This window comes from Pseudomonas zhanjiangensis, assembly GCF_041027545.1.
Lineage (GTDB): Bacteria > Pseudomonadota > Gammaproteobacteria > Pseudomonadales > Pseudomonadaceae > Aquipseudomonas > Aquipseudomonas zhanjiangensis.
The window spans coordinates 162537-180169 of the sequence record NZ_JBFTEG010000001.1 but is presented as its reverse complement, the minus strand read 5'-3'; the positions used below and the strand labels follow the sequence as shown (position 1 = coordinate 180169).

Sequence of the window (17633 nt, the reverse complement as noted above, 5' to 3'; positions counted from 1 at the left end):
ATTCCTCTCGAGCCACCTGAAGTGGCTAAGCGAAAGACGATTGTCGCTCCACCGCCCTACGACAAAGCCCCGCCGGACCCCAGGTCCGGCGGGGCTTTGTCGTACAGGTGCCGGTGCCTGCCCTGCCGTTCCACTGCTATGGCCGTCCCCGCTGCGGGCTTGAGTCAGACGGGCTTAGAGGCGCACGGCCAGTCACTGCGGGTTGCGCTGCTGCTGCCGGCCGTGGGCTCATCGACCAGGCAAAGAAAACCCCCGGCAGCACCGATGCTGGCGGGGGATTTGGTCGGTCCCTGTCTTCAGACCGTGGAGCCGGTTTCCATGGCCGTTGCCGTGGCTGCCAGCGCACCTATGTCGCGCTGCGTCTTGGCGACCCACTCGAAGGCTCGGTCATTCAGCTCGGCGATGGCTCTGGGGCCAGTGCCTTCGGCGTGCATGGGCGAGCCTATTACGACCTGGATGGTGCCGGCAGTTTTGCCCCAGCCTTGCTTTGGCCAGTAGGCGCCAGCGTTATGGGCGATCGGCAGCACGGGCAACCCGGCATTGACCGCCAGGGCGGCGCCACCGCGGGAAAACTTGCCGATCTGGCCGTTGGGAATCCGTGTGCCTTCCGGGAAGATCAGCACCCAGGCGCCCTGCTCTAGACGCTCGTGGCCCTGCTTGGCCAGCTGCTTGAGTGCGGCCTTGGGGTTGCTGCGATCGATGGCGATGGGCTTGAGCATCGCCATCGCCCAGCCGAAGAACGGCACATACAGCAGCTCGCGCTTGAGCACCTGGCTAAGCGGCTCGAACAGGGCCGAGAGGAAGAAGGTTTCCCAGGTGCTCTGGTGCTTGGCGAGAATCACGCAAGGCTGCTGGGGAATATTCTCCAGGCCTTTGACCTCATAGCGAATGCCAAGCAGCACCTTGGCCAGCCAGACGGCGAAGCGGCACCAGGTCTGATTGACGAAACGGTAGCGGGCGCGAAATGGCAGCAAGGGCGCGATGAAGACGCTGAGGGTGCACCAGCTCAGCGCGCTGATAGACAGCAGCAGGTAGAAGAGAGCGATTCTGAGGGACTTCACTGTCGACATGGGCTGTTCACCGTTGTGCTCGATCATTGGAGAAGCTGAGCGGCGACTGCCGCCAGATCGTCGAATACCAGGGTTCCCGCTGGCAGCGGCTTCGCCAGGGTGCGTTGGCCCTTGCCGGTCTTGACCAGCACCGGCTGACAGTCGACGAGACGGGCCGCCTCCAGGTCACCGCTGCTGTCGCCGACGAACCATACGCCGGCCAGCTCGACCGCATAGTGCGAGGCAATGTGCTTGAGCATTCCGGCTTTCGGCTTGCGGCAGTCGCAGCCTTCATCGGGGCCGTGCGGACAGTGCACGATCAGGCCCACCTCTCCGCCCTGCTCCGCCACTAGCTGACGCAGCCGCGCATGCATGGTCTCGAGGGTGGCAAGGTCGTAGTAGCCGCGCGCCAGGCCGGACTGGTTGGTCGCCACGGCAATGGTCCAGCCGGCCCTGGACAGGCGGGCGATGGCCTCGATCGCACCGGGAATGGGAATCCACTCCTCGAGCGTCTTGATATAGGCGTCGGAGTCATAGTTGATGACGCCGTCGCGGTCGAGAATCAGTAGTTTCATAGGGTTCAGTTCCAGGCTATGCCGCCGGCCTGGCCAGCGGACAGCGCCGCTGTCGACTGGCCAGGGGGCCGAAACTCAGCCGAGTACCGAGATATCGGCGACGCCGAGGAACAGGCCTCGCAGCTTGGCCAGCAGTGCATAGCGGTTGGCGCGTACCGCGCTGTCCTCGGCGTTGACCAGCACCGCCTCGAAGAAGCTGTCCACCGGCTCGCGCAGCCCGGCCAGGTGCTCCAGGGCTTCGCGGTAGCAGCGTGCGGCCGCCATCGGCATCACCGCCCGCTCGGCGCTCGCCACGGCTTCGGCCAGGGCCTGTTCGGCCGGTTCCTGCAGCAGGGTGGCGTCGACACTGGCCGGTACTGCACCTTCGAACTTGCCGAGCAGGTTGGACACCCGCTTGTTGGCCGCGGCCAGGGCCTCGGCCTCGCTGCGGGCACGGAAGACCTGAACCGCCTGCACGCGCTGGTCGAAGTCCAGCGGCGCACTCGGGCTGAGGGCGCGTACCGCCTGGTAGACGGCGACGTCGACGCCCTCGTCTTCGTAGCGGGCACGCAGGCGGTCGAAGACGAAGTCCGCCACCTGAGCGGCCAGGCCTTCGGCCTTGACCTTGTCGCCGAATTGCAGGGTGGTGAACTCGATGGCTTCGGCCAGATCCAGGTCGAGTTTCTTCTCGATCAGGATGCGCAACACGCCGAGTGCGGCGCGACGCAGGGCGTAGGGGTCCTTGCTGCCGGTGGGCAGCATGCCGATGCCGAAGATACCGACCAGGGTATCGAGCTTGTCGGCCAGGGCCACTACCGCGCCGGTCAGGGTGCTCGGCAGTTCGGCCCCTGCCCCACGCGGCATGTACTGCTCGTTGAGGGCCAGGGCGACGTCCTCGGCCTCGCCGTCATGCTTGGCGTAGTAGTAACCGGCGATGCCCTGCATCTCCGGGAACTCGCCGACCATCTCACTGGCCAGGTCGCACTTGCAGAGGATGCCGGCGCGGGCGGCGCGCTCGGCGTCGCCACCTACCCGTTCGGCGATGAAGGCGGCCAGGGCGGACACGCGCTGGGCCTTGTCGAACACGGTGCCGAGCTGGGCCTGGAACACCACGTTGGCCAGGCGCTCGTTGAAGCTTTCCAGCGGTTGTTTCTGGTCCTGCTTGAAGAAGAACTCGGCGTCGGTCAGGCGCGGGCGCACCACCTTCTCGTTGCCGGCGACGATCTGCGCCGGGTCCTTGCTCTCGACGTTGGCCACGGTGATGAAGCGCGGTAGCAGCTTGCCGTTGGCGTCGAGTAGGCAGAAGTACTTCTGGTTGTCCTGCATGGTGGTGATCAGGGCTTCCTGCGGCACCTCGAGGAAGCGCTCCTCGAACGAGCAGACCAGCGGCACCGGCCATTCGACCAGGGCACTGACTTCGTCGAGCAGTGCCGGCGGGACGATGGCGCTGCCCTGCTGGGCGGCGGCCAGTTCGTCGACGCGCTGGCTGATCAGTTCCCGGCGCTCGGCGAAATCGGCGATGACGAAGGCGCCGCGCAGGTCTTCTGCGTAGGTGGCCGGGCTGCTGATGCGCACCTCGTGGTTGGCGTGAAAGCGGTGGCCGCGGGATACCCGACCGGCGCGCTGGGCGAGGATCCCGCAGTCGATCACCTCGTCGCCGAACAGCATCACCAGCCACTGGCTGGGCCGGACGAACTCGGTCTTGCGCGCGCCCCAGCGCATGCGCTTGGGAATCGGCAACTCGTCCAGCGAGGCCTCGACGATGCCCGGCAGCAGGCCGGCGGCCGCCTGGCCGGGGATGTTCTGGGTGAAGCGCAGCTTGGGCCCGCTGCGGTCGATCTCGGCCAGTTCGACGCCGCACTTCTTGGCGAAGCCCAGGGCGGCCTGAGTCGGATTACCCTCCTTGTCGAAGGCGGCCTGCAGCGGCGGACCATCGAGGTTGAGGGTGCGGTCGGCCTGCTGGACCTCGAGGCGCTCGACGAAAACCGCCAGGCGCCGCGGCGCCGCGTAGTAGCGCACGGCGCCATGGGCCAGGCCGGCGCTCTTCAGTCCCTTGACGATGCCGCCGAGGAAAGCTTCGCCAAGCGTCTTCAGGGCTTTCGGTGGCAGCTCTTCGGTGCCCAGTTCGACGAGGAAATCACGTGCACTCATTCTGCTGCCTCCTTCTTGTTGCCCAGGGCTTCATCTTGAATGCGCCCGCTTTCTTCCAGCTTGGCCAATACTTCATCACGCAGGTCGGGGCTGGCAAGCGGGAAGCCGAGCTTGCGCCGCGCCTGCAGGTAGCTCTGGGCCACGGCGCGAGCCAGGGTACGTACGCGCAGGATGTACTGCTGGCGGGCGGTCACCGAGATGGCGCGGCGTGCGTCCAGCAGGTTGAAGGTGTGCGAGGCCTTGAGCACCATCTCGTAGGTGGGCAGCGGCAGTTCCAGTTCGATCAGGCGGTTGGCTTCGCTCTCGTAGAAGTCGAACAGCTCGAACAGCTTGTCGACGTTGGCGTGCTCGAAGTTGTAGGTCGACTGCTCCACCTCGTTCTGGTGGAACACGTCGCCGTAGGTCACCTTGCCGAACGGGCCATCGGTCCACACCAGGTCGTAGACCGAGTCGACGCCCTGGATGTACATGGCCAGGCGCTCCAGGCCGTAGGTGATCTCGCCGGTCACCGGGTAGCACTCGATACCGCCGACCTGCTGAAAGTAGGTGAACTGGGTGACTTCCATGCCGTTCAGCCAGATTTCCCAGCCCAGGCCCCAGGCGCCGAGGGTCGGCGACTCCCAGTTGTCTTCGACGAAGCGGATGTCGTGGACCAGGGGGTCGAGGCCGATGGCCTTCAGCGAGCCGAGGTACAGCTCCTGGAAGTTTTCCGGATTGGGCTTCAGGACCACCTGGAACTGGTAGTAGTGCTGCAGGCGGTTGGGGTTCTCGCCGTAGCGGCCGTCAGTCGGCCGGCGGCTGGGCTGTACGTAGGCGGCGTTCCAGGTTTCCGGGCCGATGGCGCGCAGAAAGGTGGCGGTGTGGAAGGTGCCGGCGCCCACTTCCATATCGTAAGGCTGCAGCACCACACAGCCCTGCTCCGCCCAGTATTGCTGCAGGACGAGGATCAGGTCTTGGAAGGTGCGCACGGCAGGCGTAGTCTGGCTCACGGAAAATTCACCTGTTGAGGCTGCGACAGAAAGGGCGGGAGTATACCCCAATCCGTGCGGCCTCCACCGCCCTGGAAGGCCCTATGCCCCGCTGTTTCTGGTGTACCGACGACCCCCTCTACCAGGCTTACCACGACCGCGAATGGGGGGTGCCGCTGCACGAACCCCGGGCCCTGTTCGAGTTGCTGCTGCTGGAGGGATTCCAGGCCGGCCTGTCGTGGATCACGGTATTGAAGAAGCGCGAGCGCTACCGCCAGGTGCTGTTCGGTTTCGATCCCGAGCGCCTGGCGCGGATGAGCGATGAGGAGATCGACGTGCGCCTGCAGGACCCGGGCATCATCCGCAACCGCCTCAAGCTGCGGGCGGCCCGACAGAACGCCCAGGCCTGGCTACGACTCGACGACCCGGTCACCCTGCTCTGGTCGTTCGTCGGCGGCCGGCCGAAGGTCAACCACTTCGCCGACCGCACTCAGATGCCGGCCGTGACCGCCGAAGCCGAGGCCATGAGCCGTGCGTTGAAGAAGGCCGGCTTCACCTTCGTTGGCCCGACCATCTGCTACGCCTACATGCAGGCGTCCGGCATGGTCATGGACCACACCACCGATTGCGACCGCTACGCGGATCTGGTCGACGCCTAGCTGGCCGCACGGCAGCCTGTATGGCGCTACCCGGGGTGGTTACAATAGGCGCTTTTCGATCTCGTGGAGTTGCCTGTGGAGAAGTTCAAGGGCGCGCTGGTGGTGGGCTTTCTGCGACTGTTCGCGCTGTTGCCCTGGCGCGCCGTGCAAGGCCTGGGCGCAGCCATCGGCTGGCTGATGTGGAAGCTGCCCAATGGTTCGCGCGATGTGGTGCGGATCAACCTGGCCAAGTGTTTCCCCGAATTGAGCGCTGCCGAACGCGAACGCCTGGTCGGCCAGAGCCTCAGGGATATCGGCCGTACCCTGACCGAGAGCGCCTGCGCCTGGGTCTGGCCGGCACAGAAGTCGCTGGCCCTGGTGCGCGAGGTCGAAGGCCTGGAAGTGCTGCAGCAGGCGCTGGCCTCGGGCAAGGGGGTGGTCGGCATCACCAGCCACCTGGGCAACTGGGAAGTGCTCAACCATTTCTATTGCGCCCAGTGCAAACCGATCATCTTCTACCGTCCGCCCAAGCTCAAGGCGGTGGATGAGCTGCTGCAGAAGCAGCGGGTGCAGATGGGCAATCGGGTGGCGCCTTCGACCAAGGAAGGCATCCTCAGCGTCATCAAGGAAGTACGCCGTGGCGGCGCCGTGGGGATTCCCGCCGATCCGGAGCCGAGCCTGTCCGCCGGGGTGTTCGTACCCTTTCTCGCCACCCAGGCGCTGACCAGCAAATTCGTGCCCGGCATGCTCGCCGGCGGCAAGGCGCTGGGGGTGTTCCTGCATGCCGTGCGCCTGGCCGATGGCAGCGGCTACAAGGTGATCCTCGAAGCCGCGCCAGAAGGCATGTACAGCGACAAGGTCGAGGAAGGCGTGGCGGCCATGAGCGCGGTGATCGAGCGTTATGTGCGCACCTATCCGAGCCAGTACATGTGGAGCATGAAGCGCTTCAAGAAGCGCCCGAGCGGCGAGAAGAAGTGGTACTGAGCGGAAAAGCCTGGAAGTGACCGGAAAAGCGCTCTAACGAGCGCTTTTTTATTGATAGGGGCTGGGCGGGGTTGTGAATTTGCGCTATCAACGGCGCACGCCTAACTGAGGAGTCTCGCCTCGATGTCCAACCAGCGCCGCTATCCCCGCACCCCGATGAAGTGCCGGATCAAGATCTGCCACCCGAGTTTCGGCGAACTGCTGGGCCACACCCGCGACCTTTCCGACGGTGGCGTCTACGTCAGGCACCCGGATCTCGCCGGCCTGGCGCCGGGCACAAGAGTCACCGGCCAGGTGCAGGACCTGCCGATCGAGGCGCCGGTGCTGCAGATGGAAGTGATGCGCGCCGACGCCGAAGGTGCCGGCCTGCGCTTCGTCGAGGACTAGGTGCCGTCAGGCGGCGACTGTTCCCGCTGCAGGCGCTTAAGGAACACCGTCATTTCCTTTTCCGCCTGCTTGTCGCCATGCCCTTGCGCGGCGGCGATACCCTTCTGCCAGGCCTGCTCGGCCCCCGGCCTGTTGCCCTGTTCGAGCAGGGCCTTGCCGAGCAGTTTCCAGGCGGCCGAATAATTCGGGTCGAACTCCACGCAGCGGCGAAAATGCTGCGCCGCCCGGGCGAACTCGCCGGCATCCAGGTAGCCTTTGCCGAGGCCGAAGCGCAGTAGGGCATTGTCGATACCCTGGGCGAGCATCTTCTCCAGTGATTCGAGCATGGGCACCTCCTCGGCCGGCAGAACGCAGCCGGGTCTATCCATAGTGTGGCGCCTTAAGCGGCGAACTGCGCGATTAGAAGAACGTCAGGCCGACCTGGAATAGCCGCTCGGCATCGCGGATGTACTTCTTGTCGACCAGGAACAGGATCACATGGTCGCCGGATTCGATCACGGTATCGTCGTGGGCGATCAGCACTTCCTCGTTGCGGATGATGGCGCCAATGGTGGTGCCAGGCGGCAGCGGGATGTCCTCGATGGCGCGGCCGACCACCTTGCTCGACTTGGCGTCGCCATGGGCGATGGCCTCGATGGCCTCGGCCGCGCCGCGGCGCAGCGAGTGCACGCTGACGATGTCGCCACGGCGCACGTGGGTCAGCAGGGTGCCGATGGTGGCCAGCTGCGGGCTGATGGCGATATCGATCTCGCCACCCTGGACCAGGTCGACGTAGGCCGGGTTGTTGATGATGGTCATCACCTTGCGCGCACCGAGGCGTTTGGCCAGCAGCGAGGACATGATGTTGGCCTCGTCGTCGTTGGTCAGGGCGAGGAAGATATCGGCGTCGTTGATGTTCTCCTCGACCAGCAGGTCGCGGTCCGAGGCGCTGCCCTGCAGCACCACGGTGCTGTCGAGGTTCTCCGACAGGTAGCGGCAGCGCGCCGGGTTCATCTCGATGATCTTCACTTGGTAGCGGCTCTCGATGGCCTCGGCCAGGCGTTCGCCGATGTGCCCGCCGCCGGCGATCACCACCTTCTTGTAACTGACTTCCAGGCGGCGCATCTCGCTCATCACCGCACGGATATGGCCCTTGGCGGCGATGAAGAACACCTCGTCGTCGGCCTCGATCACCGTATCGCCCTGCGGCAGTATCGCCCGGTTGCGCCTGAAGATCGCCGCCACCCGGGTGTCGACGTTGGGCATGTGCTGGCGCAGCTGGCGCAGCTGCTGGCCGACCAGCGGGCCGCCGTAGTAGGCGCGCACGGCCACCAGCTGCGCCTTGCCTTCGGCGAAATCGATCACCTGCAGGGCGCCTGGGTATTCGATCAGGCGCTTGATGTAGTTGGTCACCACCTGTTCCGGGCTGATCAGCACGTCGATCGGGATGGCTTCGTTGTTGAACAGCCCGGCGCGGGTCAGGTAGGCCGGTTCGCGCACCCGGGCGATCTTGGTCGGGGTATGGAACAGGGTGTAGGCCACCTGGCAGGCGACCATGTTGACCTCGTCGCTGTTGGTCACCGCGATCAGCATGTCGGCATCGTCCGCGCCGGCCTGGCGCAGCACGGTGGGAAAGGAGCCGCGGCCGACCACGGTGCGGATGTCCAGGCGGTCGCCGAGATCGCGCAGGCGGTCGCCATCGGTGTCCACCACGGTGATGTCGTTGGCTTCGCTGGCCAGGTGTTCGGCCAGGGTGCCGCCGACTTGGCCGGCCCCGAGAATGATGATTTTCATCCGGTCTGTTCCTCAGCCGCGGACGGCGGCGATCTTGATCAGCTTGGCATAGTAGAAACCGTCATGGCCGTCCGCCTGGGCCAGCAGCTGCCGGCCGTGCGGCTGGGCCAGGCCGAAGGGACCGGCAATCGCCAGCTCACGGGCGCCCGGGGTACGGGCGAGGAAGGCCTCGATCACTTCGCTGTTCTCCGTCGGCAGGGTCGAACAGGTGGCGTAGAGCAGGATGCCGCCAACCGCCAGAGTCGGCCACAGGGCATCGAGCAGTTCGCCCTGCAACTGCGCCAGGGCGGGGATATCTTCCGCCTGACGGGTCAGCTTGATGTCCGGGTGGCGACGGATCACCCCGGTGGCCGAACAGGGGGCGTCGAGCAGGATGCGCTGGAACGCCTGGCCGTCCCACCACCGCTCGACAGCGCGAGCATCGGCAGCGATCAGCTCGGCGTTGAGGCCGAGGCGCGCGAGGTTCTCCCGTACCCGCACCAGGCGTTTTTGTTCCAGGTCCACGGCCACCACGCCGGCCAGTTGCGGCTCGGCTTCGAGCAGGTGACAGGTCTTGCCGCCCGGCGCGCAGCAGGCGTCCAGCACCCGCTGGCCGGGAGCCAGTTCGAGCAGCTCGGCGGCCAGTTGCGCGGCCTCGTCCTGCACGCTGATCCGCCCTTCGGCGAAGCCCGGCAGACTGGTAACGTCGCAGGCCTGCAGCAGGCGGATGCCGTCGCCGCTGTAGCGGCAGGCCTCGGCGTCGAGCCCGGCGGCCTGCAGCTCGGCGAGGTAGGCATCGCGCGAGCCCTGGCGCCGATTGACCCTCAGGATCAGCGGCGGATGGGCGTTGTTGGCGGCGCAGATGGCTTCCCAGTGTTCGGGCCAATGGGCCTTGAGGGCCTTTTGCAGCCAGCGCGGATGGGCGGTACGCACCATCGGGTCGTGTTCCAGCTCGGCCAGCAATTGCGTGCCTTCGCGCTGGGCGCGGCGCAGCACCGCATTGATCAGGGCCTTGGCCCACGGTTTCTTCAGCTTGTCGGCACAGCCGACGGTTTCGCCGAGGGCGGCGTGGGGCGGAATGCGCGTGTAGAGCAGTTGATAGAGACCGACCAGCAGCAGGGCCTCGACGTCCTTGTCGGTGGCCTTGAACGGCTTCTGCAGCAGCTTGTCCGCCAGCGCCGCCAGGCGTGGCTGCCAGCGTGCGGTGCCGAAGGCCAGCTCCTGGGTCAGGCCACGATCGCGTGGCTCGACCCTGTCCAGCTGCGCGGGCAGGCTGCTGCCCAGGGAGGCCTTGCCGGAGAGGACGGCGCTGAGGGCGCGGGCGGCAGCCAGGCGCGGGTTCATGCGTCCTTCCTCATCACTGCAGCACCAGGCCGGCGGCAAACTGCTCGCGGCGGCTGTTGAACAGGTCGGCGAAGGCCAGCGCCTTGCCCCCTGGTAGTTGCAGGCGGGTCAGGCGCAGCGCGCCTTCGGCGCAGGCGACGGTCAGGCCGTCCTTGCTGGTGGCGAGGATCTGCCCGGGCGCGCCCTGCCCGTCCGCCAGCTCGGCCGCCAGGATCTTCAGCGGTTCGCCATTGAGGGTGCTGTGGCAGATCGGCCAGGGATTGAAGGCGCGAATCAGACGCTCCAGCTCGAGCGCCGGGCGCGTCCAGTCCAGGCGGGCCTCGTCCTTGTTCAGCTTGTGCGCATAGGTGGCCTGGCTGTCGTCCTGCACCTCGCCGACCAGGCTGCCGTCCGCCAGGCCGGCGATGGCCTCGAGCACCGCCGGCGGGCCGAGTTCGGCCAGGCGGTCGTGCAGGCTGCCGCCGGTGTCGCTGGGCGAAATCGGCGTGCTGACTTTCAGCAGCATGGGGCCGGTGTCCAGGCCCGCTTCCATCTGCATCACGGTTACCCCGCTGTGTGCGTCCCCGGCCTGAATGGCTCGCTGGATAGGCGCGGCGCCGCGCCAGCGTGGCAATAGCGAGGCGTGGCTGTTGATGCAGCCAAGGCGCGGCGTATCGAGCACCACCTGCGGCAGGATCAGACCGTAGGCGACCACCACCATCAGATCCGCTTGCAGCGCGGCCAGCTCGGCCTGGGCCGCCGGATCGCGCAGGCTCTGCGGTTGCAGCACCGCTATGCCGTGCTGCTGAGCCAACTGCTTGACCGGGCTGGGGGCGAGTTTCTGCCCGCGGCCGGCGGGGCGGTCCGGCTGGGTGTAGGCGGCGATGATCTGGTGCGGGCTATCGAGCAGGGCCTTGAGGTGTTCGGCGGCGAATTCCGGGGTACCGGCGAAGACGATGCGCAGTGCTTCAGTCATGGGGTCTCGCTAAAGAAAAAGGCTTGCTATCGGGGCAACCTGAAAGCAAGCCTTTGGATGATTCGTGGCTCAAGCCCGCTGGCGATGCTGCTTTTCCAGCTTCTTCTTGATGCGATCGCGTTTTAGGTTGGACAGGTAGTCGACGAACAGCTTGCCATTGAGGTGGTCGCATTCGTGCTGGATGCACACCGCCAGCAGACCTTCGGCGATCAGCTCGTAAGGCTGGCCGTCGCGGTCCAGCGCCTTGACCTTGACCTTCTGCGGGCGATCGATGTTCTCGTAGAAGCCCGGGACCGACAGGCAACCCTCCTGATACTGGTCCACTTCGTCGGTCAGCGTCTCGAACTCGGGGTTGATGAATACCCGCGGTTCGGACTTGTCTTCGGACAGGTCCATCACCACCACGCGCTTGTGCACGTTGACCTGGGTGGCGGCCAGGCCGATACCGGGGGCGTCATACATGGTTTCGAACATGTCGTCGATCAGCTGACGCAGGGCGTCATCGACCACGGCCACCGGCTTGGCGATGGTGCGCAGGCGCGGATCGGGAAATTCGAGGATGTTTAGAATCGCCATAAGGGTTTGTGATGCACTTGTGGAATAAAGTCAAAATCCGCTGCTAAGATGATGAGCAGCATTGAAAAACGGCTTCACGCCGCGGTCTTACTGGGTTTTACCTGCGGCGCAAGGGCGCTCCACGTGAAGACACATAATAAAGGGATTCACCGCATGAGGAAATCACTACTCGCCCTGCTGCTGCTCGCCACAGGCGGCTTGGCCCAGACCGGCATGGCCCTGGCCGACGTGCAGCTCAAGGACGGTCACCCCGACCGTTACACAGTGGTCAAGGGTGACACCCTCTGGGATATTTCCGGGCGGTTCCTCAGTCAGCCGTGGAAGTGGCCGGAGATCTGGCATGCCAACCCGCAGGTGGAAAACCCCCATCTGATCTACCCGGGCGACCAGCTCAGCCTGGTCTATGTCGATGGCCAGCCGCGCCTGATGCTCGAGCGCGGCGCGTCGCGCGGCACCATCAAGCTGTCGCCGCAGATCCGCAGCACGCCCATGGCCGAGGCGATCCCGGCGATCCCGCTGGAGGCGATCAACAGCTTTCTGCTGAGCAACCGTATCGTCGATGCCCCGGAGCAGTTCCTCGGTGCACCCTATGTCGTCGCCGGCAACGCCGAGCGGGTGGTCAGCGGCGCCGGCGATCGGGTCTATGCCCGCGGCACCTTCGACCCTTCGGCACCGGTGTACGGCATCTTCCGTCAAGGCAAGACCTACCTCGACCCGGATACCCAGGAGTTCCTCGGCATCAACGCCGATGATATCGGCAGCGGTCAGATCGTCGCCGAGGAAGGCGATATCGGCACCATGGAGCTGACGCGCTCGACTCAGGAAGTGCGCCTCGGCGATCGCCTGTTCGCCACCGAAGAACGCGCCATTACCTCTACCTTCATGCCCAGCGAACCGAGCAACGAGATCAATGGCCTGATCCTCGATGTACCTCGCGGCGTGACCCAGATCGGCCAGTTCGACGTGGTGACCCTGAACAAGGGGGCGCGCGATGGCCTGGTCGAGGGCAACGTACTGGCGGTGTACAAGACCGGCGAAACCGTGCGTGACCGGATTACCGGCGAGTCGGTGAAGATTCCCGACGAGCGTGCTGGCCTGCTGATGGTGTTCAGGACCTACGACAAGCTCAGTTACGGGCTGATTCTGGGAGCCACCCGCTCCCTCGAACTGATGGATAAGGTCCGCAACCCGTGATGCCCTAGAAGCCCCGCAATCGCGGGGCTTCTGCTTTCTGCCGCCTGTGCGGCGCGACCGATCAAGGATGATCAGCATGTCGCTCGCTCCCCCGTACGCCGTCTCACCCTGCGAAATCGAAGCGCGCCTGCGCCTGCACAGCCTGCCGGAGCTGGGGCCGCGGCGTTTTCGCGCCTTGCTGGCGGCCTTCGCCAGCGCCTCGGCCGCGCTCAGTGCTCCGGCCAGCGCCTGGCGCACCCTGGGCTTGCCGGCGGTATGCGCCGAGGCGCGGCGCAGCGCCGAGGTTCGTCGGCGGACAGCTGCCGCCCTGGCCTGGCTGGAAGCCGAGCGGCACCACCTGCTGATGTGGGATGACCCGGGCTACCCGGCGCTGCTCGCCGAACTCGGCGATGCGCCCCCCGTGCTGTTCGTCGCCGGCGATGCGGCGTTGCTCGAGCTGCCGCAGTTGGCCATGGTCGGCAGCCGCCGCGCCTCGCGGCCGGGGCTGGACACCGCCCACGGCTTCGCCCGTAGCCTGGCCGGCGGTGGTTTCGTGATCACCAGCGGACTGGCCCTGGGAATCGATGGTGCGGCTCATCGCGGGGCCCTGGCGGCGGCGGGAAAAACGGTGGCGGTGCTGGGCACCGGATTGCAGTGCCTGTATCCGGCGCGGCACACGCAGCTGGCGGCCGAGATCGTCGAACAGGGCGGCGCCCTGGTATCGGAACTGCCACTGGATTGCCCGCCCCACGCCAGCAATTTTCCACGGCGCAACCGCATCATCAGCGGCCTTTCGCTCGGTGTGCTGGTGGTCGAGGCGAGCCCGTCCAGTGGTTCGCTGATCACCGCACGCCTGGCCGCCGAGCAGGGCCGCGAGGTCTATGCGATTCCCGGCTCCATCCACCACCCCGGAGCGCGGGGTTGCCACCAGCTGATTCGCGATGGCGCCACCCTGGTGGAAAGCATCGAGCATATTCTCGAGGCCTTGCGCGGCTGGCAGACCCCCTCGCCGGCTGCCTGCGCGGTGAGCGCAATGCCGGCGGAGCGCCACCCTCTGGTCGAACTGCTGCATGCGGCGCCGCACAGCAGCGAGGCCCTGGCCGCGGCTGTCGGCTGGCCCCTGCCCGAGGTGCTGGCCGCCCTCACCGAGCTGGAACTGGAGGGCCGCGTCGCCTGCGAAGGCGGGCGCTGGGTGGGCCGCACCGGCTAGCTTGGATACACTGCCGGGCAAGCTCAAGCGGAGTGCAGTGGATGGTCAGCAGGTGGCAGGTGCAACAGGCGGCGCGAGTGGTACGCCAGGGTGGCGTGATCGCCTATCCGACCGAGGCGGTTTGGGGACTGGGCTGCGATCCCTGGGACGAGCTGGCGGTCGAGCGCCTGCTGGCGCTGAAGGAGCGGCCGATGGCCAAGGGCCTGATCCTGGTGGCCGCTAGCATCGACCAGTTCGACTTCCTCCTCGATGACTTGCCGGATATCTGGCAGGAGCGCCTGGCCAGCACCTGGCCGGGGCCCAGTACCTGGCTGGTGCCGCATCAGCAGCGCCTGCCGGAATGGATCAGCGGCGACCACGACAGTGTCGCCCTGCGCGTCAGCGATCACCCCCTGGTGCGGGCGCTCTGCGCCTTGACCGGCCCGCTGGTGTCGACCTCGGCCAATCCGGCCGGGCGGCCGGCGGCTCGCAGCCGGCTGCGAGTCGAGCAGTATTTTCCGCGACAGCTGGACAAGGTGCTCGGTGGCGCGCTGGGCGGGCGCAAGAATCCCAGCGCGATCCGCGACCTGATCAGCGGTGATGTGATCAGGCCATCCTAGCGCCCGGCTACGGCAGCAGGATGGTCGAGCCGGTGGTCTGCCGGGCACTCAGCGCCGTCTGCGCGGCCGCCGCTTCTTGCAGCGGATAGCGCTGGCCGATGTCCACCCGCAGCTTGCCGCTGGCGATCATGGCGAACAGGTCGTCGGCCATCGCCTGCAGGCGCTCGGGGGTGTCGGCATAACCGGCCAGGGTCGGCCGGGTGACGAACAGCGAGCCCTTCTGCGCGAGTATGCCCAGGTTGACCCCGGTGACCGCGCCGGAGGCGTTGCCGAAGCTGACCAGCAGGCCGCGCGGGGCGACGCAGTCCAGCGAGGTCGCCCAGGTGTCCTTGCCGACACCGTCGTAGACCACCGGGCACTTCTGCCCGTCGGTCAGCTCCAGCACACGCTGGGCCACGTCCTCATGGCTGTAGTCGATGGTCGCCCAGGCGCCCTGCTCCATCGCCCGCTTGGCCTTTTCCGCCGAGCTGACCGTGCCGATCAGCTTGACCCCCAGTGCCCTGGCCCATTGACAGGCCAGGGAGCCGACTCCGCCTGCGGCGGCGTGGAACAGGATGGTTTCGCCGCCCTGCAGGGCGAAGGTCTGGCGCAGCAGGTACTGCACGGTCAGGCCCTTGAGCATCACCGCGGCCGCCTGCTCGAAGTCGATGGCGTCCGGCAGCTTGACCAGCTTGCTGGCGGGCAGCACATGCAGTTCGCTGTAGGCACCGAGCGGGCCGGTGGCATAGGCCACCCGGTCGCCGACCTGGAACTGGCTGACCCCGGCACCCACTGCCTCGACGATGCCGGCGCCCTCGGTGCCCAGGCCGGAGGGCAGCGCCGGTGGCGGATACAGGCCGCTGCGGTAGTAAGTGTCGATGAAGTTCAGGCCGATGGCCCGGTTGGCTACGCGCACTTCCTGCGGGCCGGGCGCGGCCGGCAGGTAGTCGCGGTATTCGAGGACGTCCGGGCCACCGTGGCTGCCGAACTGTATGCGCTTGGCCATCTCAGGCTCCTTGTCGAATGCTCTGCCCAAGGGCTTGGGCGAACGAATAGAGGCCCTATCCAACCGCCCCGCTCGACTGGCGTCAACAGCAAGCGGCGGTCGGCAAATGTTATGCTGGCCGCCGATTCTGCTGGCGGGCCAGATGCCCGGCCGGCCTGACTGTTTTTCAAGGTGCCGCCGTGACTGAACGTACTGAGGCCGTAAAGGCCTATCTGCTCGACCTGCAAGACCGCATCTGTACCGCCCTGCAAGCCGAGGATGGCGGCGCCCAGTTCATCGAGGACGCCTGGCAGCGGCCGGCCGGCGGCGGCGGCGGGCGCACCCGGGTGATAGAGAACGGCGCGCTGATCGAGAAGGGCGGAGTGAACTTCTCCCATGTGTTCGGCAGTGGCCTGCCGCCCTCGGCCAGCGCCCATCGCCCGGAACTGGCCGGTCGCGGCTTCGAGGCGCTCGGGGTGTCCCTGGTGATTCATCCGGAGAACCCCTACGTGCCGACCTCGCACGCCAACGTGCGCTTCTTCAGCGCCGAGAAGGAAGGCGCGGAGCCGGTCTGGTGGTTCGGCGGCGGCTTCGACCTGACCCCCTACTACGCCTTCGAGGAAGACTGCGTGCACTGGCACCGGGTCGCCCGTGACGCCTGTGCGCCCTTCGGCGCCGAGGTCTATCCGAAGTTCAAGGCCTGGTGCGACCGCTATTTCCATCTCAAGCACCGCGGCGAGCCGCGCGGCGTCGGCGGGCTGTTCTTCGACGACCTCAACCAGTGGGATTTCGACACCAGCTTCGCCTTCATGCGCGCCATTGGCGACGCTTACCTCGAGGCCTATCTGCCGATCGTGCGCCGGCGCAAGCTGACCGGCTACGGCGAGCGCGAGCGCGAGTTCCAGGCGTTCCGCCGCGGACGCTACGTCGAGTTCAACCTGGTCTATGACCGTGGCACCCTGTTCGGCCTGCAGTCCGGCGGGCGTACCGAGTCGATCCTGATGTCGCTGCCGCCGCAGGTGCGCTGGGGCTACGACTGGAAGCCGGCGCCGGGCAGCGAGGAGGCACGGCTGACCGAATACTTCCTGACCGATCGCGACTGGCTGGCGGAGGCGTGAATCTGATGGACCGCTACGGCGTATTCGGTAATCCCATCGGCCACAGCAAGTCGCCGCTGATCCACCGCCTGTTCGCCGAGCAGACCGGCCAGCAGCTGAGCTACGAGGCGCTGCTCGCGCCGCTGGAGGACTTTCCCGGCTTCGCCCGGGCGTTCTTCGTCGAGGGCAAGGGCGCCAATGTCACGGTGCCGTTCAAGGAACAGGCCTTCCAGCTGGCCGACAGCCTGAGCGCCCGCGCCCGCCGCGCCGGCGCGGTGAATACCCTGAAGAAGCTGGACGACGGCAGCCTGCTCGGCGACAACACCGACGGTGCCGGTCTGGTGCGTGACCTCAAGGTCAACGCCGGCTTCGACCTGCGCGGCAAGCGCGTGCTCCTGCTCGGTGCCGGCGGAGCGGTGCGTGGCGTGCTCGAGCCCTTGCTGGCCGAGCGGCCGGCGAGCCTGGTGATCGCCAACCGTACCGTTGAGAAGGCCGAGCAGCTGGCCGCCGAGTTCGCCGACCTGGGCCCGGTGGTGGCCAGCGGCTTCGACTGGATAGATGCGCCGGTCGACCTGATCGTCAACGGCACCTCGGCCAGTCTGGCCGGCGAGCTGCCGCCGATCGCGGCGAGCCTGATCGAGCCCGGGCGCAGCCTGTGCTACGACATGATGTACGGCAAAGAGCCGACCGCCTTCAACCGCTGGGCCGCCGAGCAAGGTGCGGCGCGCACCCTGGATGGCCTGGGGATGCTGGTCGAGCAGGCTGCCGAGGCCTTCTACCTGTGGCGCGGGGTACGTCCGGACAGCGCCCCGGTGCTGGCCGAGCTGCGCCGCCAGCTGGCGGGCTGAGGGACGAACGATGGACGAGCAGAGGCTACCGCGAATCAAGGGCTACCACGCCCACGTCTACTTCGACGCCACGACCCTGGAGCAGGCTCGGGCATTGTGCGAAGAGGCGGCACGGCGCTTTGCGCTGAAGATGGGGCGGCTGCACCAGCAACCGGTCGGCCCGCACCCGGACTGGAGCTGCCAGTTGGCCTTCCGCGCCGAGCTGTTCGGCGAACTGCTGCCCTGGCTGATGCAGCATCGCGATGGCCTCAACGTGCTGGTCCACCCGCTCACCGGCCAGGCGTTGCGCGACCATCGCGACTGGGCCATGTGGCTCGGCCAGGTGCGGCCGCTGGATCTCAGCGTGCTGGACACCGACGAGGACTGACCCGCGGTGCTCGGCGC

General features: G+C 66.8%; 19 protein-coding genes. 9 read left to right on the top strand and 10 right to left on the bottom strand.

Annotation, left to right across the window (positions count from 1 at the left end; all coding sequences use genetic code 11):
- Positions 1-296 precede the first annotated feature (296 nt).
- From AB5S05_RS00830 to glyQ, 4 genes are all read right to left on the bottom strand, one after another.
- The gene (locus AB5S05_RS00830; RefSeq protein ID WP_369285502.1) at positions 297-1070 is read right to left on the bottom strand and encodes a lysophospholipid acyltransferase family protein; all 774 of its coding nucleotides are present in this window, start codon (positions 1068-1070) and stop codon (positions 297-299) included.
- A 23-nt stretch (positions 1071-1093) separates the two neighbouring features.
- Positions 1094-1624, bottom strand: a complete 531-nt coding sequence (gene gmhB / locus AB5S05_RS00825) for a D-glycero-beta-D-manno-heptose 1,7-bisphosphate 7-phosphatase (RefSeq protein ID WP_369285500.1) — start codon at positions 1622-1624, stop codon at positions 1094-1096.
- A 75-nt stretch (positions 1625-1699) separates the two neighbouring features.
- Positions 1700-3754 (bottom strand): glycine--tRNA ligase subunit beta, encoded by a 2055-nt coding sequence (gene glyS / locus AB5S05_RS00820; protein WP_369285499.1) that lies wholly within the window; start codon positions 3752-3754, stop codon positions 1700-1702.
- Positions 3751-4743, bottom strand: coding sequence for a glycine--tRNA ligase subunit alpha (gene glyQ / locus AB5S05_RS00815; protein WP_369285498.1), 993 nt, complete (start codon positions 4741-4743; stop codon positions 3751-3753). Before glyQ ends, glyS begins: the two co-directional genes overlap by 4 nt.
- 83 nt (positions 4744-4826) lie before the next feature.
- On the opposite strand from glyQ, the gene AB5S05_RS00810 reads away from it, so the two are divergent.
- The 3 genes from AB5S05_RS00810 to AB5S05_RS00800 all read left to right on the top strand — a co-directional run bounded on the left by AB5S05_RS00810 (position 4827) and on the right by AB5S05_RS00800 (position 6731).
- On the top strand, positions 4827-5381 hold the full coding sequence (locus tag AB5S05_RS00810; protein ID WP_369285497.1) for a DNA-3-methyladenine glycosylase I: 555 nt from the start codon (positions 4827-4829) through the stop codon (positions 5379-5381).
- A gap of 75 nt (positions 5382-5456) precedes the next feature.
- Positions 5457-6344: a lysophospholipid acyltransferase gene (locus AB5S05_RS00805; protein WP_369285496.1), complete on the top strand. Its 888-nt coding sequence runs from the start codon at positions 5457-5459 to the stop codon at positions 6342-6344.
- Positions 6345-6467: 123 nt separating this feature from the next.
- The gene (locus AB5S05_RS00800) at positions 6468-6731 is read left to right on the top strand and encodes a PilZ domain-containing protein (RefSeq protein ID WP_369285495.1); all 264 of its coding nucleotides are present in this window, start codon (positions 6468-6470) and stop codon (positions 6729-6731) included.
- On the opposite strand, the gene AB5S05_RS00795 is transcribed toward AB5S05_RS00800, so the two are convergent.
- From AB5S05_RS00795 to def, 5 genes are all read right to left on the bottom strand, one after another.
- Positions 6728-7057, bottom strand: a complete 330-nt coding sequence (locus AB5S05_RS00795; RefSeq protein WP_369285494.1) for a tetratricopeptide repeat protein — start codon at positions 7055-7057, stop codon at positions 6728-6730. The two genes, AB5S05_RS00800 and AB5S05_RS00795, sit on opposite strands and share 4 nt — an antisense overlap.
- A 73-nt stretch (positions 7058-7130) precedes the next feature.
- The gene (trkA, locus tag AB5S05_RS00790; protein ID WP_369285493.1) at positions 7131-8504 is read right to left on the bottom strand and encodes a Trk system potassium transporter TrkA; all 1374 of its coding nucleotides are present in this window, start codon (positions 8502-8504) and stop codon (positions 7131-7133) included.
- 12 nt (positions 8505-8516) lie between these two features.
- Positions 8517-9827: a 16S rRNA (cytosine(967)-C(5))-methyltransferase RsmB gene (rsmB, locus tag AB5S05_RS00785; RefSeq protein ID WP_369285492.1), complete on the bottom strand. Its 1311-nt coding sequence runs from the start codon at positions 9825-9827 to the stop codon at positions 8517-8519.
- A 13-nt stretch (positions 9828-9840) separates the two neighbouring features.
- Positions 9841-10782: a methionyl-tRNA formyltransferase gene (gene fmt, locus AB5S05_RS00780; RefSeq protein WP_369285491.1), complete on the bottom strand. Its 942-nt coding sequence runs from the start codon at positions 10780-10782 to the stop codon at positions 9841-9843.
- A gap of 69 nt (positions 10783-10851) precedes the next feature.
- Complete coding sequence (gene def, locus AB5S05_RS00775) at positions 10852-11358, bottom strand: peptide deformylase (protein ID WP_369285490.1); 507 nt, start codon at positions 11356-11358, stop codon at positions 10852-10854.
- A gap of 153 nt (positions 11359-11511) precedes the next feature.
- Between def and AB5S05_RS00770 the strand changes: the two genes are divergently transcribed.
- The 3 genes from AB5S05_RS00770 (at position 11512) to tsaC (ending at position 14340) form a co-directional block, all read left to right on the top strand.
- The gene (locus AB5S05_RS00770; RefSeq protein WP_369285489.1) at positions 11512-12552 is read left to right on the top strand and encodes a LysM peptidoglycan-binding domain-containing protein; all 1041 of its coding nucleotides are present in this window, start codon (positions 11512-11514) and stop codon (positions 12550-12552) included.
- Positions 12553-12628: 76 nt separating this feature from the next.
- Entirely contained in the window at positions 12629-13741 is a 1113-nt protein-coding gene (gene dprA / locus AB5S05_RS00765) for a DNA-processing protein DprA (RefSeq protein ID WP_369285488.1), read from the top strand.
- 41 nt (positions 13742-13782) lie between these two features.
- On the top strand, positions 13783-14340 hold the full coding sequence (gene tsaC / locus AB5S05_RS00760) for an L-threonylcarbamoyladenylate synthase type 1 TsaC (protein WP_369285487.1): 558 nt from the start codon (positions 13783-13785) through the stop codon (positions 14338-14340).
- A gap of 7 nt (positions 14341-14347) precedes the next feature.
- On the opposite strand, the gene AB5S05_RS00755 is transcribed toward tsaC, so the two are convergent.
- Positions 14348-15325 carry an NADPH:quinone reductase gene (locus AB5S05_RS00755; protein ID WP_369285486.1) on the bottom strand — a complete coding sequence of 326 codons (978 nt, stop codon included), beginning with the start codon at positions 15323-15325 and terminating at the stop codon, positions 14348-14350.
- Positions 15326-15504: 179 nt separating this feature from the next.
- On the opposite strand from AB5S05_RS00755, the gene hemF reads away from it, so the two are divergent.
- Genes hemF through AB5S05_RS00740 form a run of 3 tightly spaced genes read left to right on the top strand, consistent with a single transcriptional unit; the run spans position 15505 to position 17616 of the window.
- Positions 15505-16422: an oxygen-dependent coproporphyrinogen oxidase gene (gene hemF / locus AB5S05_RS00750; protein WP_369285485.1), complete on the top strand. Its 918-nt coding sequence runs from the start codon at positions 15505-15507 to the stop codon at positions 16420-16422.
- Between the two features lie 5 nt (positions 16423-16427).
- A complete protein-coding gene (gene aroE / locus AB5S05_RS00745; protein ID WP_369285842.1) occupies positions 16428-17249 on the top strand; it encodes a shikimate dehydrogenase in 822 nt (273 codons plus the stop codon).
- 10 nt (positions 17250-17259) lie between these two features.
- On the top strand, positions 17260-17616 hold the full coding sequence (locus tag AB5S05_RS00740) for a DOPA 4,5-dioxygenase family protein (protein WP_369285484.1): 357 nt from the start codon (positions 17260-17262) through the stop codon (positions 17614-17616).
- The last annotated feature ends 17 nt before the right edge of the window (positions 17617-17633 follow it).

Coding starts and splice junctions, on each gene's coding strand:
- AB5S05_RS00830 (WP_369285502.1), bottom strand. CDS start 1,070: ATGTCGACAGTGAAGTCCCTCAGAATCGCTCTCTTCTACCTGCTGCTG.
- gmhB (WP_369285500.1), bottom strand. CDS start 1,624: ATGAAACTACTGATTCTCGACCGCGACGGCGTCATCAACTATGACTCC.
- glyS (WP_369285499.1), bottom strand. CDS start 3,754: ATGAGTGCACGTGATTTCCTCGTCGAACTGGGCACCGAAGAGCTGCCA.
- AB5S05_RS00810 (WP_369285497.1), top strand. CDS start 4,827: ATGCCCCGCTGTTTCTGGTGTACCGACGACCCCCTCTACCAGGCTTAC.
- AB5S05_RS00800 (WP_369285495.1), top strand. CDS start 6,468: ATGTCCAACCAGCGCCGCTATCCCCGCACCCCGATGAAGTGCCGGATC.
- AB5S05_RS00795 (WP_369285494.1), bottom strand. CDS start 7,057: ATGCTCGAATCACTGGAGAAGATGCTCGCCCAGGGTATCGACAATGCC.
- trkA (WP_369285493.1), bottom strand. CDS start 8,504: ATGAAAATCATCATTCTCGGGGCCGGCCAAGTCGGCGGCACCCTGGCC.
- rsmB (WP_369285492.1), bottom strand. CDS start 9,827: ATGAACCCGCGCCTGGCTGCCGCCCGCGCCCTCAGCGCCGTCCTCTCC.
- fmt (WP_369285491.1), bottom strand. CDS start 10,782: ATGACTGAAGCACTGCGCATCGTCTTCGCCGGTACCCCGGAATTCGCC.
- def (WP_369285490.1), bottom strand. CDS start 11,358: ATGGCGATTCTAAACATCCTCGAATTTCCCGATCCGCGCCTGCGCACC.
- AB5S05_RS00770 (WP_369285489.1), top strand. CDS start 11,512: ATGAGGAAATCACTACTCGCCCTGCTGCTGCTCGCCACAGGCGGCTTG.
- dprA (WP_369285488.1), top strand. CDS start 12,629: ATGTCGCTCGCTCCCCCGTACGCCGTCTCACCCTGCGAAATCGAAGCG.
- tsaC (WP_369285487.1), top strand. CDS start 13,783: ATGGTCAGCAGGTGGCAGGTGCAACAGGCGGCGCGAGTGGTACGCCAG.
- AB5S05_RS00755 (WP_369285486.1), bottom strand. CDS start 15,325: ATGGCCAAGCGCATACAGTTCGGCAGCCACGGTGGCCCGGACGTCCTC.
- aroE (WP_369285842.1), top strand. CDS start 16,428: ATGGACCGCTACGGCGTATTCGGTAATCCCATCGGCCACAGCAAGTCG.
- AB5S05_RS00740 (WP_369285484.1), top strand. CDS start 17,260: ATGGACGAGCAGAGGCTACCGCGAATCAAGGGCTACCACGCCCACGTC.